20 protein-coding genes are annotated in these 22004 nt (G+C 53.3%); all 20 read left to right on the top strand.

The genetic code is table 11. From position 1 onward, the window contains the following. The first annotated feature begins 302 nt into the window (after positions 1-302). The 20 genes from rimP to MYS68_RS13375 all read left to right on the top strand — a co-directional run bounded on the left by rimP (position 303) and on the right by MYS68_RS13375 (position 21827). A complete protein-coding gene (gene rimP, locus MYS68_RS13470; protein ID WP_248926333.1) occupies positions 303-764 on the top strand; it encodes a ribosome maturation factor RimP in 462 nt (153 codons plus the stop codon). Positions 765-811: 47 nt separating this feature from the next. Further along, on the top strand, positions 812-1909 hold the full coding sequence (gene nusA, locus MYS68_RS13465) for a transcription termination factor NusA (protein ID WP_248926332.1): 1098 nt from the start codon (positions 812-814) through the stop codon (positions 1907-1909). 35 nt (positions 1910-1944) lie between these two features. Next, a complete protein-coding gene (gene rnpM, locus MYS68_RS13460) occupies positions 1945-2256 on the top strand; it encodes an RNase P modulator RnpM (protein WP_248926331.1) in 312 nt (103 codons plus the stop codon). Beyond that, positions 2246-2566, top strand: coding sequence for a YlxQ family RNA-binding protein (locus MYS68_RS13455; RefSeq protein ID WP_248926330.1), 321 nt, complete (start codon positions 2246-2248; stop codon positions 2564-2566). The genes rnpM and MYS68_RS13455 overlap by 11 nt, the downstream gene beginning before the upstream one ends. Positions 2567-2616: 50 nt before the next feature. Continuing rightward, on the top strand, positions 2617-5301 hold the full coding sequence (infB, locus tag MYS68_RS13450; protein ID WP_420852217.1) for a translation initiation factor IF-2: 2685 nt from the start codon (positions 2617-2619) through the stop codon (positions 5299-5301). A gap of 6 nt (positions 5302-5307) precedes the next feature. Then, the gene (gene rbfA / locus MYS68_RS13445) at positions 5308-5664 is read left to right on the top strand and encodes a 30S ribosome-binding factor RbfA (RefSeq protein ID WP_248926328.1); all 357 of its coding nucleotides are present in this window, start codon (positions 5308-5310) and stop codon (positions 5662-5664) included. Further along, entirely contained in the window at positions 5661-6650 is a 990-nt protein-coding gene (locus MYS68_RS13440; protein ID WP_248926327.1) for a DHH family phosphoesterase, read from the top strand. Before rbfA ends, MYS68_RS13440 begins: the two co-directional genes overlap by 4 nt. Next, entirely contained in the window at positions 6647-7564 is a 918-nt protein-coding gene (gene truB, locus MYS68_RS13435) for a tRNA pseudouridine(55) synthase TruB (protein ID WP_248926326.1), read from the top strand. Before MYS68_RS13440 ends, truB begins: the two co-directional genes overlap by 4 nt. A gap of 33 nt (positions 7565-7597) precedes the next feature. Beyond that, positions 7598-8536 (top strand): bifunctional riboflavin kinase/FAD synthetase, encoded by a 939-nt coding sequence (locus MYS68_RS13430; protein ID WP_248926325.1) that lies wholly within the window; start codon positions 7598-7600, stop codon positions 8534-8536. A gap of 158 nt (positions 8537-8694) precedes the next feature. Then, a complete protein-coding gene (rpsO, locus tag MYS68_RS13425) occupies positions 8695-8964 on the top strand; it encodes a 30S ribosomal protein S15 (RefSeq protein WP_248926324.1) in 270 nt (89 codons plus the stop codon). A gap of 483 nt (positions 8965-9447) precedes the next feature. Further along, entirely contained in the window at positions 9448-11550 is a 2103-nt protein-coding gene (pnp, locus tag MYS68_RS13420) for a polyribonucleotide nucleotidyltransferase (protein WP_248926323.1), read from the top strand. A gap of 132 nt (positions 11551-11682) precedes the next feature. Beyond that, the gene (locus tag MYS68_RS13415; RefSeq protein WP_248926322.1) at positions 11683-12699 is read left to right on the top strand and encodes a polysaccharide deacetylase family protein; all 1017 of its coding nucleotides are present in this window, start codon (positions 11683-11685) and stop codon (positions 12697-12699) included. Between the two features lie 183 nt (positions 12700-12882). Continuing rightward, a complete protein-coding gene (locus tag MYS68_RS13410) occupies positions 12883-14136 on the top strand; it encodes a M16 family metallopeptidase (RefSeq protein WP_248926321.1) in 1254 nt (417 codons plus the stop codon). Continuing rightward, positions 14126-14575 carry a dUTP diphosphatase gene (dut, locus tag MYS68_RS13405; protein WP_248926320.1) on the top strand — a complete coding sequence of 150 codons (450 nt, stop codon included), beginning with the start codon at positions 14126-14128 and terminating at the stop codon, positions 14573-14575. The genes MYS68_RS13410 and dut overlap by 11 nt, the downstream gene beginning before the upstream one ends. A 563-nt stretch (positions 14576-15138) precedes the next feature. Next, positions 15139-16035, top strand: coding sequence for a dipicolinate synthase subunit DpsA (gene dpsA / locus MYS68_RS13400; RefSeq protein ID WP_248926319.1), 897 nt, complete (start codon positions 15139-15141; stop codon positions 16033-16035). Then, a complete protein-coding gene (locus tag MYS68_RS13395) occupies positions 16036-16629 on the top strand; it encodes a dipicolinate synthase subunit B (protein WP_248926318.1) in 594 nt (197 codons plus the stop codon). Between the two features lie 44 nt (positions 16630-16673). After that, positions 16674-17714, top strand: coding sequence for an aspartate-semialdehyde dehydrogenase (locus tag MYS68_RS13390; protein ID WP_248926317.1), 1041 nt, complete (start codon positions 16674-16676; stop codon positions 17712-17714). Positions 17715-17837: 123 nt separating this feature from the next. Next, a complete protein-coding gene (dapG, locus tag MYS68_RS13385; protein ID WP_248926316.1) occupies positions 17838-19055 on the top strand; it encodes an aspartate kinase in 1218 nt (405 codons plus the stop codon). A 36-nt stretch (positions 19056-19091) separates the two neighbouring features. Then, positions 19092-19955 (top strand): 4-hydroxy-tetrahydrodipicolinate synthase, encoded by an 864-nt coding sequence (gene dapA, locus MYS68_RS13380; protein ID WP_248926315.1) that lies wholly within the window; start codon positions 19092-19094, stop codon positions 19953-19955. A 195-nt stretch (positions 19956-20150) separates the two neighbouring features. After that, positions 20151-21827 carry a ribonuclease J gene (locus MYS68_RS13375; RefSeq protein WP_248926314.1) on the top strand — a complete coding sequence of 559 codons (1677 nt, stop codon included), beginning with the start codon at positions 20151-20153 and terminating at the stop codon, positions 21825-21827. Positions 21828-22004 lie beyond the last annotated feature (177 nt).

Raw genomic sequence — 22004 nt, 5'->3', positions numbered from 1 at the left:
GCTTTCACGCAAAAAATCCTATACCGGACACGCTTAACTTTGGGAGCGTAGAATCTATGAGATAATTCGTGCCTCTGGCTCGCGTATGTCTGCCGTGGTTTTGCTGTCGCAAAACCTACGGCGGACACGCTTTACAGATCAGGGAGGATTCCATGCAATTTCCCTATTGTATGCCAACAATTGTTATGGTATAATTTTTTTTGGTAATAATGATTAATATCACGCTGACGTCAGAGAGTGGGGAAACCCACTCTTTACATTTTGTATACACATAAACACCTATTACAGGAGGTCATTTGCGTTTGAGCACAGAACAAATCAAATCGATCGTCGAGTCGCTCGTGCAGCCGTATTTGGACCAGCACGGGTTTGAGCTCGTCGATATCGAATACGTCAAGGAAGGCGGCAACTGGTTTCTGCGAGTATTCGTGGATAAGGAAGGAGGCATCGACATCGATGACTGCGGACGCATCAGCGAATATTTGAGCGAGAAGCTGGACGAGAAAGATCCGATCGAAAGCGCCTATTTCCTTGAAGTGTCTTCGCCCGGAGCGGAGCGCCCGCTCAAAAAGCCGCAGGATTTTCAAAAAGCGGTCGGCCACCATGTGTTTGTTACAACCTATGAACCGGTGGGCGGTCTGAAAGAATTTGAGGGCGTGCTGGCCGAATATAACGAGCAGGAGCTTGTGGTGGAAATCGGCAAGAAAAAGCACGCGATTCCCGTCGGCAAAGTAGCCGGTGCAAGACTTGCGATCGTTTTTTAATGACGGCACCGAAGCCGCATTTTTTGAAAGGGGGACTTGAATTCCACATGAACATGGATTTTATTGAAGCACTGTCGGAAATCGAAAGAGAGAAAGGGATCGCCAAGGATATATTGATCGACGCGATCGAAGCGGCCCTCATCTCCAGCTACAAGCGCAACTTCAACACCGCGCAAAACGTGCGCGTCGATATCAACCGTCAAACCGGGCTTATTAAAGTATACGCCCGCAAAACCGTCGTCGAAGACGTGCTCGATCCAAGAATGGAAATTTCCGTTCAGGCCGCGCGCGAAATCAACCAAAACTACCAACTGAACGATATCGTCGAAATCGAAGTGACGCCTCGCGATTTCGGCCGCATTGCGGCGCAAACCGCCAAGCAGGTCGTTACGCAGCGCATTCGCGAAGCCGAGCGCGGACTTATTTATAACGCTTTTGTCGATAAGGAAGAAGATATCGTCAACGGGATCGTACAAAGGCAGGATCAGCGCAACCTGTACATCGATCTCGGCAAAATCGAGGCGGCGCTTCCGCTGACCGAGCTGATGCCGACCGATAAGTTCAAGCAAGGGGACCGCGTCAAGGCCTACATCACCAAGGTTGAAAATACGACCAAAGGTCCGCAGATCATCTTGTCCCGGACACATCCCGGTTTGCTGAAAAGGCTGTTTGAGCTCGAAGTGCCGGAAATTTACGACGGCGTCGTGGAAATCCGCTCCGTGGCGCGCGAGGCCGGCTTCCGCTCGAAAATCGCCGTTCATTCCCGCAATACAGAGGTGGATCCGGTCGGCTCCTGCGTAGGCCCGAAAGGCGTGCGCGTGCAGACGATCGTAAACGAGCTGAAAGGCGAGAAAATCGATATCGTCCGGTGGATGGAAAACGTCGAGGAGTATGTCGCCAACGCACTCAGCCCGTCCAAGGTGCTTGAGGTGCAGGTGTTTGAAAACGAAAAAATGGCCCGCGTCATCGTTCCGGATTACCAGCTGTCGCTTGCGATCGGCATTAAAGGACAGAACGCCCGCCTCGCCGCAAAGCTGACCGGCTGGAAAATCGATATTAAGAGCGAAACGCAAGCCGAGCAGGAATACGGCCGTCCGAAGACGTACGGCGAAGAAATGCACCAGGATTCGGTCAGCATCGACTGACCTTGAAGTTTTGGCTGCTTAGGCAGGTGAAAACGATGAAACCACGAAAAATACCGCTCCGCAAATGCGTGGCGTGTCAGGAAATGATGCCGAAAAAAGAACTGATTCGCGTGGTTAAAACGCCCACGGACGAAATCATGATCGATCTTACGGGGAAAAAATCGGGACGCGGCGCTTATCTGTGCGGTAAGCAATCATGCTTCAAGCTGGCGAAAAAAAGCAAAGCGTTCGACCGTGCTCTTAAAGCGGCGGTCAGCTCTGAAATATATGACAGGTTAGAGCAGGACTTTATCCGGGTCGAAGATGAATTCATTGCCCAAAAAGAAACGGTGAACGATGAAGACTAAATTTTTATCGAATTTGGGGCTGGCTATGCGTGCCGGCAAACTTGTAACCGGGGATGAAGGCGTCATGGCTGCAGTAAAATCGGGCGATGCGAAACTGGTGATCGTAGCGGAGGACGCGTCGGACAATACGCGCAAAAAGATGAACGACAAGTGCAGGTCTTATCGGGTGCCGATCATGGAATTCGGCTCAAGGGACGAACTCGGTCAGAGCATCGGCAAGGCGGAACGCGTCGTCATCGCTGTCACCGATAAAGGTTTCGCGCAAATGTTGGAAAAGTGTCGGGAAACTACCGGAGGTGTACGCGATTGAATAAACAAGACAACAAACTGCGAGTTTACGAATATGCGAAAAACTTGAATATGAGCAGCAAGGAGATCATTACGATTTTAAAACGATTAAACATTCCAGTGAACAACCATATGAGCGTCATGGAAAATGAAGCGGTGGATGCGGTCGAAAAATTTTTCCGCGATATTAAGGCGGGAGCGGCAGCGAAGCAGGGCGGGGGGGCTCCGAAACCGGCCGCTCCGCAGGGGCAAAGACCGGAAGGGCAAAGGCCGGCGGCATCCGTCCAGGCGGCTTCGGCGTCGGGCACCCAGCAGGCCAGACCGCAGCACCAGCAAGGAGGCCAAGGCCGGCCGCAGCAGCAGGGCCAGCAAAACCGCCAAGGCGGAGGCCAGTACGGCAATCAGCAGCGCGATAATCGCGGCGGGCAGCAAAACCGTCCGGCAGGCCAAGGCCAACAGGGCAATCAGCACCGCGACAACCGCGGCGGCGGTCAGCAGCAAAACCGTCCAGGCGGTCAAGGCCAGCAAGGCAATCAGTACCGCGATAACCGCGGCGGCCAGCAGCAGCGTCCACAAGGCGGCCAGCAGCAAGGACAAGGCGGCGGCCGTCCGAACGAACAGCGCGGCGGAGGGCAGCAGCAGGGCAACTTCCAGCAAAGCGGCAATGGAAACCAAAATCAGAACCGGAACCGCGGCTTCGAGCAGCGGCAGAACAATAACAACGCCGGAGGTCCGCGCAAACATCACGAGCCGAAAGCTCAGTTTGTCGCGCAAAAAGCGGTTGCGTCCAGCCCGCAAAATGCGAAAGACGTAATCGAGCTTGATCTGGACGATACGAACGTATCGACCGGCAAAACGACGAAAAAGACAAAACCGGCGCAGAAACGTTTCGACGATAACAAGCAAAGCAACCTGAGGAGCGGGGGCAACCGACCTGGAGGCAACCGTTTCAACAATAATAGAGGCCGTACGCCAGAACCTCCGCGCAGAGAAAAAATTGATAACACACCGAAGAAAATCATCGTCCGCGGCAATATGACGGTCGGCGAGGCCGCCAAACTGCTGCATAAGGATGCTTCGGAGGTCATCAAGAAACTGTTGTTCCTCGGCGTGATGGCGACTATCAACCAGGAACTCGAGATCGACGCGATTCTACTGCTTGCCGCCGAGTTCGGCGTGGAAGTGGAAGTGAAAATTCCGGTTGAGGAAGACAAATTCGAACTTGTCGAGGAAAAAGACGACGAAGCGGATTTACTTGAACGCCCGCCGGTCGTTACGATCATGGGCCACGTCGACCACGGGAAAACAACCTTGCTCGACTCGATCCGCAAAACGAACGTCACCGAAGGCGAAGCTGGCGGCATTACTCAGCATATCGGCGCATATCAAGTTGAGATTCACGGCAAGAAAATTACCTTCCTTGATACGCCGGGTCACGAAGCGTTTACTTCGATGCGTGCCCGCGGCGCTCAGGTAACGGATATTACGATCTTGGTCGTAGCTGCGGACGACGGCGTCATGCCGCAAACGATCGAGGCGATCAACCATGCGAAGGCGGCCAAAGTGCCGATCATCGTAGCGGTAAACAAAATCGACAAGCCGGATGCGAATGCCGATCGCATCATGCAGGAGCTGACCGAATACGAGCTCGTTCCAGAAGCATGGGGCGGCGATACGATTTTCTGCAACGTCTCGGCGAAGCAGCGCATCGGTTTGGAAAACCTGCTCGACATGATTTTGCTCGTTGCCGAAGTACAGGAGCTGAAGGCGAACCCGAACAAACGTGCCCGCGGCACGGTCATCGAGGCCGAGCTCGACAAAGGAAAAGGCCCGGTTGCCCGCGTTCTTATCCAGCACGGTACGCTTAAAATCGGCGACAGCTTCGTAGCCGGCAACTGCTTTGGCCGCGTGCGCGCGATGGTCAACGATAAAGGCAAGAAGCTGAAGGAAGCTGGTCCATCTACACCGGTGGAGATTACCGGCCTCACCGAAGTGCCGCAAGCGGGCGATCCGTTTATGGCGTTCGAGGATGAACGCAAGGCGAGAGCGATCGCGGAGAAACGCGCGGTGACCCAGCGTCAGGCGGAAATGGGCGCCAACGCTCGCGTTACGCTGGACGATCTGTACAAGCACATCAAGGACGGCGAGATCAAAGACCTTAATGTCATCATCAAAGGCGATGTCCAGGGCTCCGTCGAGGCGCTCAAAGGTTCGCTGGCGAAAATCGACATCGAAGGAGTGCGCGTTAAAATTTTGCATAACGGCGTAGGTGCTATCACCGAATCCGACGTTATCCTCGCTTCCGCGTCCAATGCGATCGTCATTGGCTTCAACGTACGACCGGAGCCGCAAGCGAAATTGACGGCTGAGCAGGAAAAGGTGGACATCCGTCTGCACAACGTCATTTACAACGTGATCGACGAAATCGAAGCGGCAATGAAAGGAATGCTCGATCCCGTATACAAAGAAAACGTCATTGGGCATGCTGAGGTTAGAAATGTGTTTAAGGTGTCCAAGGTCGGTACGATCGCAGGATGTATGGTCACCTCGGGCAAAATTTCCCGCAACGCCGAAGCCCGTCTCATTCGCAACGGCATCGTAGTTTACGAGGGCAAGATCGACTCGCTCAAGCGGTTTAAGGACGATGCCCGGGAAGTGGCGCAAGGCTACGAGTGCGGAATTTCTCTCGAAAGATTCAACGATATTAAAGAGGGAGATACGATCGAAGCGTTCGTAATGGAAACCGTGGAGAGGTGATAGGTCATGGCTAAAGTTCGCGTAGGCAGAGTCGGCGAGCAGATCAAGAAAGAGATCAGCCAAATCATTCAAGCCGAGCTCAAAGACCCTAGAATCGGCTTCATTACCGTAACGGGCGTCGAAGTCACGAACGATTTTTCCCAGGCTAAAGTTTTTTTGAGCGTCATGGGCTCCGATGAGCAAAAGGAAGAGACGTTAAAGGCGTTGTCCCGCAGCTCCGGCTTTATCCGCTCCGAACTGGGCAAACGGATCCGGCTGCGCAAAATTCCGGAGCTTCTATTCAAATTCGATGCGTCGATCGATTACGGAAGCCGGATCGAGCAGCTGCTGGACCGCATCAACACGGGGAACGTAAACTCATGATGGACGGGCAGCAGGGTTACGAGGCTCAGCTTGAAGCGGCAGCCCGGTTCATCTCGGACCGCGACGACTTTCTCGTCGTTTCCCACGTACAGCCGGACGGAGATGCGGCCGGCTCTACGTTTGCGGTCGGATGGATGCTCCGCCAACTGGGCAAAACGTATACGCTCATCAACGAAGGCAGGATGCCTGGGAAATTTTTGTATATGGCCGGGAATCAGACGATAACAAGCTGCGACGATTCGTCCATGCAGCGGACTTACCGCCATATCATCAGCGTGGATTGCGCCGATTTCGCAAGGATCGGCGCCGTTCACACATGGTTTGCCCCTCAGGCCGAGCTGCTGAATATCGACCATCACGCCACGAACGACCGTTTCGGCCATACGAATCTGGTCCGCGATGACGCCGCGGCGACGGTGGAAGTGCTTTATGACCTTGCCGTACATATGAAGCTGAACATGACCGAACCGCTCAATATTTGCATTTATTCCGGATTGCTCACCGATACCGGCGGATTTCGTTACGCGAACACGTCGCCGAAGGTGATGCATATCGCTGCGGAGATGCTCCGGCTTGGCGTGAAAGGGTACGAGCTGGCCGAGAGGCTGCTCGAAACAATCACGGTTCCGCAAATCAGCCTGCTCAAGCAGGCGCTGCAAACTCTTTCTTTCGCCCATGATCAAAAGGTTGCCTGGCTTCATGTAACGATGGACGAGGTGCAGCAATTCGGTGCCGCCAGCGAAGACATGGACGGGCTTGTCAACTACCCGAGAAACGTGGAAGGCGTCGAGGTCGGCATATTGTTCAAGGAACGCGAAGGAGATCAGGTCAAAGTCAGCTTCCGCTCCGCGGGACGCGTCGACGTGGCTCAGCTCGCCAAGCGCTTCGGCGGAGGCGGTCACGTTCGCGCCGCCGGCTGCACGGTACACGGAAAGCTGAGCGAGGTCATCAAGCGAGTGGTGGACGAAGTGGGGAAAACGTTATGACGACGACGGAAACGGCTTTGGAAGGCATTTTGCCGATTTTGAAGCCTGCGGGATGGACCTCGCACGATGTTGTTGCAAAGGTGCGGCGAATCACGAGGGAAAAACGTATCGGCCATACCGGCACGCTGGACCCTCAAGTCACCGGGGTGCTTCCGCTTTGCATAGGCCGGGCAACCCGGCTTGTCGAATACATTCAGGAGCTTCCGAAGGAGTATGAAGCGGCCTTGACGATCGGTTTCGCTACCGATACGGAAGATGCTTCCGGAACCGTAACCTCGAGAGCGGATTCGGTTTCTCTCACGCGACAGCAGGTTGAACAGGTGCTGCAGACGTTTGTGGGCGAAATCGAGCAGGTGCCGCCGATGTTTTCGGCGGTGAAAGTGGACGGCAAACGTTTGTACGAATTGGCGCGCGAAGGCAAGGAAATCGAACGTAAATCGCGTAAAGTGACGATTTATGAAATCGAAATGCTTTCCGCCGAGATGGACCGGCCTTATCCGGAAATTCGTTTCCGCGTTCGCTGCTCGAAGGGCACGTATATCCGGACGTTGTGTGTCGATATTGGCAAAGATTTGGGTTATCCTGCCGTCATGTCACATTTGGTGAGGACGAGCACGGGCAACATCGGGATCGGCCAGTGCGTCACGTTGGAGCAGGTGGAGGAGCATCAAAAGGAAGGGACGCTGCACACGCTGCTTCTCGCGGCGGACCGTGCCATTGCATTTTTACCGAAGCTCGAGTTGAATGAAACGCAGACGAAGCAGGCGCTTCAAGGGCAAAAAATACGGCTGCCCGTGTTTGAGGCCGAAGCGAATACGACGGTTAGAGCGTATTCCCCGCAAAACGAGTTTATCGGCATTTTTGAGTGGGAAGCGGCGGACCGGAAGCTGAAGCCGGTCAAAGTGTTTTCTTAACCAGTCAGGTGCGGAATTGAAGGTGGAACGATTTTGCAGACGATACAATTGACTTACCCATTAAATGAGACGGAGCCAATTCGCCGCCAGGTGCTGGCCATCGGGGAATTCGACGGGGTCCATCTGGGGCATGCCGAAGTGATCCGGCGGGCGGTGACGCTGGCGGAAAAGCTTCATTTGCCCTGCTCGATCATGACGTTTCATCCGCATCCGAGGCAGGTGCTGGGTCAGGCGAAATATGTGAAGCTGCTCACCCCGCTTGAGGAGAAATTGAAGCAGTTTGAGCGGCTCGGCGTACAGTATACTTATATGGTTGCGTTTGACACCGATTTTATGCGTGTATCCCCGGAGCAGTTTGTCGAGCAGGTGCTGATCCCGATGAAGGTCGATACCGTGATCGTCGGTTTCGATTTTACATTCGGCTATAAAGGGCTCGGCACCCCCGACACGCTTTGCGAGCTGGCCAAAGGGCGATTTGCCGTCGAAGTGGTGCGCCCCTTTCATCAGGGCGGCAGCAAAGTAAGCAGCACGCTCATTCGGGAGCACCTCGCGGAAGGCAAGGTGGAGCAAGCAGCCCGGCTGCTCGGACGCCCTTACCGTCTGGAAGGCGACGTCGTGCACGGCCACAAACGAGGAAGGACGATCGGTTTTCCGACCGCCAACATTGCCGTTTCTTCCTCTTACGTGCTCCCGATGAACGGCGTGTACGCCGTTCGGGTTTTTACCGAGGGCACCGTCTTCAACGGAGTGATGAACATCGGCGTCAAGCCTACGTTTGCGGACGATGAAAGCAAGCCGACGGTCGAAGCTCATCTGTTTGATTTTTCCGGCGACCTGTACGGGAAGAAGGCTGCCGTTGAACTTATTTCTTTCATTCGTGCGGAGCAAAAATTCGCATCCGTGGAGCAGCTCATTGCGCAAATTCAGAGAGACGCCGATCTGGCAAGATCGCTTTTCGCCGAAAAAGCGTAATTCGCATTTTACTTTTGCTTCCCCGGTATGTTATACTGTAAATCGTTGCCCAGCCGATTGCGGCTCAGGCACCAAATGCGAACCTTGGCTTGGAAGTTCGAGCACTCCGACGACTTCTGGGCTAACGGGGATATTACGAAGAATTGGAGGTGATTGGGATGGCATTGACGCAAGAGCGCAAAACGCAGCTGATTCAGACTCACAAAACGCATGAAAGCGATACGGGGTCTCCTGAAGTGCAAATCGCTATCCTGACGGAAAACATCGTTAACTTGACGAACCACTTGAAGACTCACAAGAAGGATCATCATTCCCGCCGTGGTCTTTTGAAAATGGTTGGTCAGCGCCGGAAGCTGTTGACGTACTTGAAAAACAAAGACGTTAACCGTTACAGCGCCCTGATTGAAAAACTCGGATTGCGCAGATAATTGTTTTGTCTTCGGAAAGCAACCATGCCGCGCCGCCAAGTCACATGCCCTTCGGGCGTGCAAGGCGGTGCGAGCCGGTTGCTTTTTGCTATTGGGTGAGAAAAATATTTGCTAGCAGCGCAGTAAAGCGTGACGACATACAGTTTTGCGACAGCAAAACCTATGCCGTCAAACGCGAGCCCGAGGCACTCAGTAACTTCAAAAGTATCGCGTCAAAAGTACAGCGTGTCCGGCATAGGATTTATTGCCTAATAGCAATAAATCCATGCCGGACAAACGCGAACTAGCAGCGAGTAGTCACGCATATCGGGCGGGTCCAGGGCGCCTGAGCGCCTGGGGTCCCCCCGGTGGGGGGATTTAGGGGGGAAACCACCCTCCATTTTATTTTAATAAAAAGAAGGAAATACTGGACAATATGCAGAATTGGTAAGACATCACGCTGGCGCAAAACCGGCTTGTTCATTTAGCTCGAAGGAGGCAAACATGGAAAAACGAATTCAAATGGATTTGGGCGGAAGGCCCTTAATCCTCGAAACCGGACGCTTGGCGAAGCAAGCGAACGGCGCCGTGATGGCACGGTACGGTGAAACGTCCGTGTTATGTACGGTCACCGCATCTCCGGGTCCGAAGGACCTCGATTTCTTTCCGCTGACGGTGAATTACGAGGAACGGCTGTACTCGGTGGGTAAAATTCCGGGAGGTTTTATTAAAAGAGAAGGACGTCCGAGCGAAAAAGCAATTTTGGCCGGCCGCTTGACCGACCGACCGATTCGTCCGCTCTTCCCCGAAGGATTCCGCAACGACGTGCAGGTTGTAGCTATGGTGATGAGCGTCGATCAGGACTGCTCGCCGGAAATTGCCGCGATGATCGGCGTATCGGCAGCACTCAGCATCTCCGACGTGCCTTTTAACGGACCGATCGGCGGCGTTATCGTCGGTCGTGTTGACGGTCAATTCATTATCAACCCGACGCTGGAGCAGGCGGACAAAAGCGACGTGCATCTGGTCGTTGCCGGCACGAAAGACGCGATCATGATGGTCGAGGCGGGAGCGGACGAAGTGCCGGAGGAAGTCATGCTCGAAGCGATTATGTTCGGCCATGATGAAATTCGCAAAATCGTTGCGATGCAGGAGCAGTTTACGGCTGAAAACGGCAAACCGAAAATGGAAGTGATTTTACATAGCGTGGAGCCGTCGGTCAGCGAGGAAGTTAGAGCTTTCGCGCAGGCGCGGCTCGTCGAAGCGATCAAGATCCCGGAAAAGCATGCCCGCCAGGAAGCGATCGACGCGATCAATGCCGAAGCGGTCGAGCACTTTACCGCGGTGTATGCCGAAACGCCTGAGAAGATGGCCGACGTGAAGGAAACGCTGTATGATATCGTTAAGGAAGAAGTGCGCCGCCTGATTACACATGATAAAGTAAGACCGGACGGCCGCGCGCTCGATGAAATTCGTCCGATCGAATGCGATATCAGCTTGCTGCCTCGCACGCACGGCTCGGGACTGTTTACCCGCGGCCAAACGCAGGCGCTTAGCGTATGTACGCTCGGAGCGCTCGGCGACGTGCAAATTTTGGACGGCATCGATCTGGAAGAAAGCAAGCGGTTCATGCATCATTACAACTTCCCGCCGTTCAGCGTAGGGGAAGCGAGACCGCTCCGCCCGCCGGGCCGCCGCGAAATCGGTCATGGAGCGCTTGGCGAACGCGCGCTGGAGCCGATAATTCCATCGGAAGTGGAATTTCCGTATACGATCCGTCTCGTCTCTGAAGTTCTCGAATCGAACGGTTCGACATCGCAGGCGAGCATTTGCGCCAGCACCTTGGCGCTGATGGATGCGGGCGTACCGATTAAAGCGCCGGTAGCCGGGGTTGCGATGGGATTGATCAAGGACGGAGAGCATTTCTCCATTTTGACGGACATCCAAGGGATGGAAGACCATCTGGGCGATATGGACTTCAAAGTTGCCGGCACCGCCAAAGGGGTTACCGCACTGCAGATGGACATCAAGATCGACGGGATCGATCGGACGATTTTGGAGCAAGCTTTGGAGCAGGCGAAGAAGGGCAGAATGTTCATTTTGAACAAAATGCTGGAGCGCATCTCCGAGCCGAAAACGAATCTTTCGCCGTACGCGCCGAAAATCCTTACGATGCAGATCAACCCGGATAAAATCCGCGATGTCATCGGGGCAGGCGGTAAAGTCATCAACAAGATCATCGAAGAAACCGGCGTAAAAATCGATATCGAGCAGGATGGCCGCGTGTTTATCGCATCGTCCAATGAGGAGATGAATGAGAAAGCACGTTCCATCATCGAGGGCATCGTCCGCGAAGTCATCGTCGGCGAAACGTATCTCGGCACCGTCAAACGCGTGGAGAAATTCGGCGCTTTCGTTGAGATTTTGCCGGGCAAAGAAGGGCTTGTCCATATCTCGCAATTGTCAACCGAACGCGTCGCCAAAACGGAAGACGTCGTGAAGATCGGAGACAAAATTACCGTCAAGGTAACGGAAATCGATCAGCAAGGCCGCATCAATTTGTCGAGAAAAGCCGTGCTTACAGCCGAAGTTTCCGCACAATCCTAATAGAGGTGCCAAGGCTACGAGAAAGAGTCAGATTCATCTGTCTCTTTTTTTGCTTTTATGGGCTTTTTGAGGGTATAAACTTGTCCGGCTCTGCATACGTATGGGGGTAAAAGCTGGAATGGGAGTTCGGTTATGGTCAATGTAAAGCTGCTTGTCGCTTCGGGGTTGTTCGTCATTGTGTTATTCGGTTTAAGCGGAATGCGCGATGTGAATACGTTTATCGATCAGGTGAAAAGCCATACCGATCACATGGTGTTGTCCGACCCTTATGCCATTGCGCTGCCGGCTGTCGCTACGGTCGAAATGACGGGCGATGAACGCGACCTTCTCCTCACGAGGATCAAGGAGGGGGCGGAACAGTTAAGAAAGCCCGCGATTAACGCCAAGCTGGATCATGTTTGGAAAGCGATACCGGGTCTGAACGGGGTGGAAGTGGATGTGGAGAAAACGTTTTTGCTCGCGCAAAAACATGCCGTTCCCGGAGAAATTCCTTACGTGTTCAAGGAGGTTTCGCCGCAAATCGGACTCGATGACCTGGGGGCGCAGCCGATTTATAAAGGCAACCCGCAAAAGCCGATGGTTGCCCTTATGATCAACGTTGCCTGGGGCAACGAATATTTGCCGAAAATGCTCGAGGTGCTGGACAAGGAAAACGTGCATGCGACGTTTTTTTTCGACGGGACTTGGCTGAAAAGCAACATTGACGTGGCCAAAGATATTATGGCGCGGGGCCATGAGGTATCCAATCACGCCTACTCCCACAAAAACATGAGCCAGCTCAGCCGCCAAAAAGCGACCGAGGAAATCGTGAAGACGCAAAACCTTCTCAGCAAGGAGCTCGGGGCCAAAAACGTGCTGTTTGCACCGCCTTCCGGCGATTACGATCAGGAAACGGTGAACATCGCCCACAGCCTGGGGCTGCGAACGATTTTGTGGACGTTGGATACGGTCGACTGGAGGAAGCCGGAGCCGTGGACGATTGTTAATAAAATTCGCGCACGAGTCGAGCCGGGCAGCCTTATCCTGATGCATCCGACGTCGTCGTCCAGCGAGGCGCTCGCCGAAATGATCTCCATCATCAAAGAAAAAAAATTGCGGCTTGGTACGGTCAGCGACGTCATTTCGCCGAAGCGTGTTCCGGAAAGTTGAGTCCGGGTAGCCTTTTTGCTATCATAGTTGAATGATTGGTTTAGGCTTACACTTACGATGCCAGTTTTTGCTGGCGCAAAAACTCAGCTTATGCTTACGAAGCAAGTTTTGCTTCGCAAAACTCAGCCTACACTTACGATGCCAGTTTTTGCTGGCGCAAAAACTCTTAGGAGGCGCACTTTATTGAATAAACATACGCTGTCCAACGGACTCAGGGTGGTCATCGAGAAAATTCCGACCTGCCGCTCGGTATCCTTCGGCATTTGGGTCAAAACGGGCTCGCGCAACGAAAACGAGCAAAATAACGGAATTTCCCATTTTATCGAACATATGCTGTTCAAAGGAACAGATACATATTCGGCGAAAGATATCGCGGAAATTTTCGACGGGATCGGCGGCAACGTCAACGCGTTTACGTCGAAGGAGTACACTTGCTACTATGCCAAGGTGCTCGATCAGCATCTGCCGATTGCCGTAGACGTTTTGGCGGGCATGTTTTTCCGGTCCGCTTTTGACCCCGCCGAACTCGAGAAAGAAAAAAACGTCATCTACGAAGAAATTTCGATGTATGAGGACACGCCGGACGACCTGGTGCACGATCTCGTATCCAAAGCGGCTTACGGCGATCATCCGCTCGGGTTCACGATTATCGGGACCGAAAGCAATTTGTCGGCAATGAGCTCGGACGACCTGCGCCAATATATGAAGCGGCATTACAATTTGGAAAATACGGTGATCAGCGTTGCCGGCAATATAGACGACAGCGTGCTGGAGCTGCTCGAAAAGCATTTTGGCAGCTTTAACAGCTCGGGGGCCGAAACGGTTTTTGAAGCTCCTCAGTTTAAGGGTGAAGCGATTTTTCACGATAAAAAGACGGAGCAGAACCACATCTGCATGTCGTTCCCGGGACTTTCGATCAAAGACGATCAGCTGTATTCGATGGTGCTGCTGAACAATGCGATCGGCGGCGGCATGAGCTCCCGGCTCTTCCAGGAAATCCGCGAAAAACGCGGACTTGCCTACTCGGTATATTCGTATCATTCCGCCCATATCGACAGCGGGTTGTTTACGATCTATACCGGCACGGCGCCCAAACAAACGAATGAAGTCGTGAAAATCACCATGGAGCTGCTGGGCGATATCAAGCAAAACGGGATTACGGCGGCCGAACTGAGAAAAGGCAAGGAGCAGCTCAAAGGCAGCCTCATCTTGAGCCTCGAAAGCACAAGCAGCCGGATGAACCGGATAGGTAAAAACGAGCTGCTGCTCGGCAAACATTATAGCCTCGATGAGCTGATTGAGCGGATTGAGGCGGTAGAGCTCGAACATATCGAACGTTTGATCGCACAGGTTTTTGCACATCCGTTTACGATGGCAACGGTTGGAAAAGTTGAACCTGCTGTGCAAAATATCAGGAGGGATCAGCTTGTTACATAAAGTACAAATTCAACGTCTACCGGGAAACGAAGATATCAAACTCCCGCAAAAAATGTCCGAGCTCGCCAGCGGCTTCGATTTGTACGCGGCTCTGCCCGAGCAGGTCGTACTCGCGCCCGGACAACGGGCACTGATCCCGACCGGGTTCGCTATGGCGATGCCGGCCCAGCTCGAAGCTCAAATCCGGCCGCGCAGCGGCCTTGCCTTAAAGCACGGCATCACGTGCCTCAATTCTCCCGGCACGATCGATGCCGATTACCGGGGCGAAGTCAAGGTACTGCTCATCAATCTCGGGCAGGAGCCGTTTACCATCCAGCGAAACGAACGCATCGCGCAGATGGTGTTTCAGCTCGTACCGGCCGTCCTGCTCGAAGAGGTTTCGGAGCTTTCCGAAACCGAACGCGGTGCCGGCGGCTTCGGCCACACCGGCCGAACCTGATCTTATATATTCAACTGCACTCTGACAATGTCAGGGTGCTTTTTTAGTTTGTTCGGGTTTTGCGGTTTGTGAATTTGCTGGTGGTGAAATTGTGATTTCGTCCGAGTCACATAACTCCAAGGGTGACAGTTAAGCGCGGCGGCATGAGATTTTGCACCGGCAAAATCCATGCCAACAGGCGCGGGCGTGAGGCACGCATTCACTCCTAAAGCATCGTATCAAAAGTAAAGCGTGTCCGGCATAGGATTTATTGCCTAGCAGCAATAAATCCATGCCGGACAAACGCGAATTAGAAGCGAGCAGCGTCGCAAACCAGGCGGGTCCAGGGCGCCCGAGCGCCTTAAGGGCTTTGCGGAGCAAAGCCGGCTACGGAAGCCTGGGGTCCCCCCGGTGGGGGGATTTAGGGGGGCGGATATCCGAAAGGGAAGGCAAGGGGTGAACGGGGAAAATCAAATTTTTTGAGGAAAAAGAGGGATTACTGGGGGACGCCCCCACACTGTAACCCATTTCTGGGCGCAAGCATAAGATAACCTATCGAAAGGAAAGAGAGGAGTGAGGAAGGAGTGTTGACCGGTATTCAAATTTCCGTCATCGGCGGAGATGCCCGCCAACTGGAAGTGATCCAAAGGTTTTCCGAGCTGGACGCCACGGTAACGCTGTTCGGATTCGACAATCTGCAAAACCAATTCAGCGGCATCACGAAAGCGTCTCTTGTTCCCGAGGCGCTGCAAACAACGGACGCCGTCATCCTTCCCGTCGTAGGAACCGACGACCATGGGAACATCGAGTCGATATTTTCTTCGAGCGAACTTCGGCTGCTGGCGGAACATCTCGAAGCGCTGCCGAGGCACGCCAAAATCTACACCGGCATGGCCAAAATGTACTTGAAAAAGCTGTGCGCCGCCTGTTCTATAGGACTTGTCGAACTGTTGGAGCGGGACGATGTCGCCATTTACAACTCCATTCCTACGGCAGAAGGCGCCGTGATGATGGCGATTCAGAACACGGATATTACGATTCACGGATCGCAGTGCATGGTGCTCGGCTTCGGCAGAACCGGCGTGACGCTCGCGCGGACGCTGCAGGGGCTTGGGGCGAACGTAAAGGTCGGCGTCAACCGCCCGGAGTATTTCGCACGCGCTTGGGAGATGGGTTTTAAGCCTTTTTACACCAAGGATTTGTACGAACAAGTAGCCAATATCGACTTGCTTTTTAATACAATTCCGTCTATGATAGTCACAGCGCAAATTATAGCCAATATTCCTCATCGTGCGGTCATTATTGACCTTGCGTCGAAGCCGGGCGGAACCGATTTCCGCTTTGCCGAGAAACGCGGGATCAAAGCGATGCTCGCACCTGGCTTACCCGGAATCGTAGCACCCAAAACGGCAGGGCGGATTATGGCCGAGACGTTAAGCACGCTCATTCTGGAGGATGCCAGCACGAGGAGGAATGTATAAATGGCTTGGCAAGGAAAAACGGTTGGATTTGCCCTGACAGGCTCTCATTGCACACTGGAAGAGATCATGCCGCAGATACAGAGATTTGTAGACGCCGGGGCGAAGGTTATCCCGATCGCGTCTTATTCCGTACAGACGACGGACACCCGCTTCGGCACGTCCGACAGCTGGCGGAAGCAGCTGAAGGAAATTACCGGCAACGACATCATTTCAACAATCGTGGAGGCCGAACCGCTCGGCCCGTCGAAGCTGCTTGATGTGATGGTCATTGCGCCCTGCACGGGGAATACGACCAGCAAGCTGGCCAACGCGATGACGGAAAGTCCGGTGCTCATGGCCGCCAAGGCGCAGATGAGAAACCAGCGGCCGCTTGTGCTTGCGATTTCGACCAACGATGGTCTCGGACTCAACGCGATGAACATCAGCAAGCTGCTTATTACGAAAAATATATATTTCGTGCCGTTCGGCCAGGATAATCCGACCGGAAAGCCGAATTCGCTTGTCGCGCGCATGGATTTAATCATGGAGACGTGCGAAGCGGCCCTTCAAGGGAAGCAATACCAGCCGCTCATCATCGAAAGGTTTAATTATTAACCTGTTCACTTCATATATATAAGAGCAAGGGGAGAGACATCCGGATGTCGAACCAAAAATTATTCAATGTCGCCGTTGTCGGGGCAACGGGCGCCGTAGGAGAACAAATTATCCGTTTGCTGGATGAGCGCAATTTCCCCATTGATCAGCTCAAGCTGCTCTCCTCCGAAAGATCGGCAGGCACGGCTATCCGTTTCAAAGACCGAGAAATTACCGTGGAAGCCGCAAAGCCGGAAAGCTTTGAGGGCGTCGAAATCGCTCTGTTCAGCGCCGGTGGCGACGTAAGCAGGGTTCTGGTTCCGGAAGCGGTTAAGCGCGGTGCGGTATGCATCGACAATACAAGCGCATTCCGCATGGATCCGGAAACGCCGCTTGTCGTGCCGGAAGTGAATATCGACAAAATTAACGAACATAAAGGTGTTATCGCCAACCCGAACTGCTCGACGATTCAGATGGTTGCCGCATTAAAGCCGCTGTATGACAGGTACGGCATTTCGCGCGTCATCGTTTCGACGTATCAGGCGGTATCCGGAGCGGGTGCTCGTGCAATTGACGAGATGCTGAGACAATCCCGGGAGATTTTGGCCGGCAATGACGTCGAGCCGCAAATTTTGCCGGTATCTTCGCTGCCGGTGAAGCACCAAATCGCATTTAACGCCATTCCGCAAATCGACAAATTTGTCGACAACGGATTTACTTACGAAGAAATGAAAATGATTAATGAAACAAAAAAGATTCTGGGTGACGAGTCACTCGAAGTCACCGCCACTTGTGTACGCATTCCGGTCGTTTACGGCCACTCCGAGTCGGTTTATGTCGAGTTGAAATCCGATTTCGAGATGGAGGAAGTTCGCAAACTCATCGCGGATGCGCCGGGCATCGTGCTTCAGGACGACCCGTCCGGACAGGAATACCCGATGGCGACGAATGCGGCCGGAAAACTGGATACGTATGTCGGACGTCTTCGCCGCGATTTGAGCAATCCCCGCGCACTCAACATGTGGATCGTTTCCGACAACCTGTTGAAAGGCGCGGCGTGGAATGCGGTGCAAATCGCGGAATATATCGCGATTGAAACGGATTAAATCCAACGGATAATGCTTTCCCTAAGCAGGAAAGCGGCCTTTCGATAACCGTGGATTTTTTCATGAAGGGAGCTTTCCTCGCCGGAGAGCTCCCCGATCATGTATACGGCGAGGTGGAAGATCATGAAGATCTTGGTGCAGAAATTTGGCGGCACTTCCCTTTCCACCCCTGAAGCTAGAGATCATGTTATCGGTCACATCCGGGACGCACTCAATGAAAACTACAAACTTGTCGTAGTCGTTTCCGCTATGGGAAGAAAAGGTGAGCCGTACGCGACGGACACCTTGCTGGACTTGATCCGGCAAAACGGCAATCGCTTGCCGAAGCGCGAACGCGATCTGCTTTTGTGCTGCGGAGAAATCATCTCTGCGTCTGTTCTTTGCAGCTTGCTGAACGCCGCCACGATTCCGGCCGTCGTTCTCACGGGCGGCCAAGCCGGCTTTTTGACGAATGACGATTACAGCAATGCACAAATTTTGTCGATTACGCCGACACGAATTATCGAGCATCTTGAGCAGGACAAGGTGGTGATCGTCACCGGCTTTCAAGGAGAAACCGAGAGGCGGGATTTTACGACGCTCGGAAGAGGCGGCAGCGACACGTCGGCGACCGCACTCGGAGGTGCACTGAAAGCGGAAGTCGTCGATATTTTTACCGATGTAAACGGTATTTTAACCGCCGATCCGCGGATAGTGAAGGATGCAAAACCGCTCAGGGTCGTCTCTTACGCGGAAATTTGCAACATGGCGCACAGCGGAGCTAAGGTCATTCATCCGCGCTCCGTGGAGGTGGCTATGCACGCGAACATCCCGGTGCGGGTACGCTCGACCTTCAGCAAGGAAGAGGGCACCCTCGTAACGAACGCAGAAGCGGCCAAATCGGCAGGCAGCAAAATCCGCGACCGTTTCGTAACGGGGATTGCGAGCTTTTCGGACATTACGCAGATTCAAGTATTGGCCGAGGACGGACAATACGACTTGCACCTTAGAGTGTTCAAGGCAATGGCGCAAAATCAGATCAGCGTGGATTTCATCAACGTCAACCCGTCAGGCGTCGTCTATACGGTATTCGATCATGAAGCCGGGCGGGCCACCGATATTTTAACTTCGCTCGGGCATAAGCCTAAATGTCTGTCCGGCTGCGCCAAGGTGTCGATCATCGGCGGCGGCATGAACGGGGTTCCGGGCGTCATGGCGCTTATTGTCGAAGCGCTGACGGATCAGGACATTCCGATTTTGCAATCGGCCGACTCCAATGCTACCATATGGGTATTGGTGAGAGGTGAAGATATGGAGCGTGCGGTCAGGGCGCTTCATCGGAAATTTGAGCTTCATAAATAATCTTAGTAACTTTTACCGGTCAGGAGGAAGATGTACGTGGAATTCGGAAGATTAATTACAGCAATGGTGACACCATTCGACAATCAGCTGCAAATCGATTGGAAGCAGGTGGAGAAATTAATCGATTACCTGGTTGACGAGCAAAAAAGCGATGCGCTGGTCGTCAGCGGGACAACCGGCGAATCCCCGACTTTGGAGGACGAGGAGAAGCTGGAGCTGTTCCGGTTTTGCCTGAATTATGCGAAAGGCCGCTGCAAAATTATCGCAGGCACGGGAAGCAACGATACGAAGCATTCGATCCATCTGTCGAAAGAAGCCGAGAAAATCGGCGTGGACGGACTGCTTTTGGTGGCTCCTTATTATAATCGGCCTTCCCAGGAGGGGTTGTATCAGCATTTTAAAACGGTTGCCGAATCCGTCAGCATTCCCGTCATCCTGTACAACGTTCCTGGCCGTACGGGCGTCAATGTAAGCGCGGAAACGACGATCCGCTTGTCCCATATCCCGAACATCGTGGCGACGAAAGATTGCGCCGATACGAATCAGCTGACCCAGATCGTTCGTGATGCGGCTCCGGATTTCCGGGTATACACCGGCGAGGACAGCAATACGCTGCCCACCCTGTGCGTCGGAGGTTACGGTGTCGTCAGTGTGGCCAGCCACGTCGTCGGCAAGGAAATGAAAGAAATGATCGAGGCTTATTTGGCCGGGAACGTCCGGCACGCAGCCAAACTGCACGGACAGCTGCTGCCGGTGCTTCAGGGGCTGTTCTGCGCGCCGAATCCGGTGCCGGTCAAATATGCGCTGAATCAAAGAGGCATCGAAGTCGGCGGCGTTCGTTTGCCGCTGGTCGACGTGACGGAAGATCAAGCGAAATTCATCCAATCCCTTTTTGCATAATACGTAAACCATATGATAAAACCGGTGCTGCGTAAGCATCGGTTTTATTTTTTTGGAGAGCATATACCGTAAACGGGAGCAAACTTGTAATTGATGTTTTTTATCATGTATAATGATGGCAAGTGACTGGTGCGGTAATCTTTGGTTTGCAACTCATACGGGAATCGTCGTCAATTACATTAAGGAGGTATATTCTTGTCAAAGAAAAATACGGATAAGCTAACGATCTTCGCTCTGGGCGGCGTGGGCGAAATCGGTAAAAATATGTATGTGGTGCAGTATGCAAACGATATTGTAGTCATTGATAGTGGACTTAAATTTCCGGAGGAGGATATGCTCGGTATCGACATCGTCATTCCGGACATCTCCTACCTGACGGAGAATCGAGATAAGGTCAGAGGCATTTTAATCACTCACGGGCATGAGGATCATATCGGCGGTTTGCCTTACGTGCTTAAGCAGCTGAATGTCCCGGTGTACGGAACGAAGCTGACGCTCGGTTTGATCGAAACGAAGCTGAAGGAAGCCGGTTTGCTCGGCGAAACGAAACGGATACTCATTAATGCGGATTCGGAGCTTAAGCTTGGCACTATGACTGCCACTTTCTTCAAGACGAATCATAGTATTCCGGATTCGGTCGGCGTGTGCCTGGCCACACCGGAAGGCAATGTGGTCCATACCGGCGACTTTAAGTTCGATCATACTCCGGTCAACGGCCAGTATGCGGATCTTCAGCGCATGGCGGAAATCGGCGCAAGCGGCGTTTTGGCGCTTTTGTCCGATAGCACGAACGCCGAGCGCCCGGGATTCACTCCTTCGGAGAAAAGCGTAGGCTCGGAGCTGGAGGAGATTTTCCGCAAAGCCCGGCAGCGCGTCGTTGTCGCCACGTTCGCTTCCAATATTCACCGGATTCAGCAGGTAATCGATGCGGCGGTTGCGACCCGCAGAAAACTGACGGTCATCGGCCGCAGCATGGTAAACGTTGTTACCATCGCCAGCGAACTCGGCTATCTTCACATTCCGGACGGCATGCTGATCGAACCGGAAGAGATCAATAAGCTGGCCGCAGACCGTGTCGTCATTTTGTCTACCGGAAGCCAGGGGGAGCCGATGTCGGCACTGACGCGAATGGCTAGATCCTCACACCGGAAGGTCGATATTTTACCGGGTGACACCGTCATTATTGCTGCGACTCCAATTCCGGGCAATGAGCGGTATGTGGGCCGTACGGTTGACGAGTTGATGCGCATCGGCGCGCATGTCATCTACGGTCCGGGTTCGGTAACCGGGGTTCACGTTTCGGGACACGGAAGCCAGGAGGAGCTGAAGCTGATGCTTAACCTGATGCGGCCGAAATATTTTATTCCGATTCACGGTGAGTATCGTATGCTTCGTCAGCATGGGCAGCTGGCAGAATCCGTCGGAATCGAGAAGGAAAATATTTTCATCCTCGATAACGGAGATACGGTGGAAATCCAGGACGGTGCGGCGAGGAAAGGCCACAAAGTACCGGCAGGCAATACGCTGATTGACGGGCTTGGCGTAGGCGACGTAGGCAACATCGTGCTGCGGGACCGCAAGCTGTTGTCACAAGACGGCATTTTGGTCGTTGTCGTAACGCTCAGCAAACAGGACGGCTCGATTATGTCCGGTCCGGATATCATTTCCCGCGGTTTCGTTTATGTTCGCGAATCCGAAGGTTTGCTGGACGAAGCGAACCGCATCGTAACAAGCACACTCAATCGCTTGATGGGCGAAAACGTCAATGAGTGGGCGTCTCTAAAAACTAACGTAAAAGATGCGTTGGGACGATTTTTATATGAACAAACCAGAAGAAGACCGATGATCCTGCCGATCATCATGGAAGTCTAACATTCCACGTCAAGTCACTTACCGTTTATAAAACATTCAAAAGCTTTTCCGAATCAGCCAATGGCTCCTCGGGAAAGCTTTTTTAGTGTTGGAAAAGTATGGTTTAGGAAAGTATAGAGACTATAAGCAGTACAGTTTAGCGTGTCCTGCACCAATTCGGCGTCAGCCGAATCGTGC

This window comes from Paenibacillus hamazuiensis, from assembly GCF_023276405.1.
GTDB classification, from domain to species: Bacteria; Bacillota; Bacilli; order Paenibacillales; family NBRC-103111; genus Paenibacillus_AF; species Paenibacillus_AF hamazuiensis.
The sequence above is the reverse complement of the archived record's forward strand: the minus strand, read 5'-3'. Positions and strand labels throughout refer to the sequence as shown.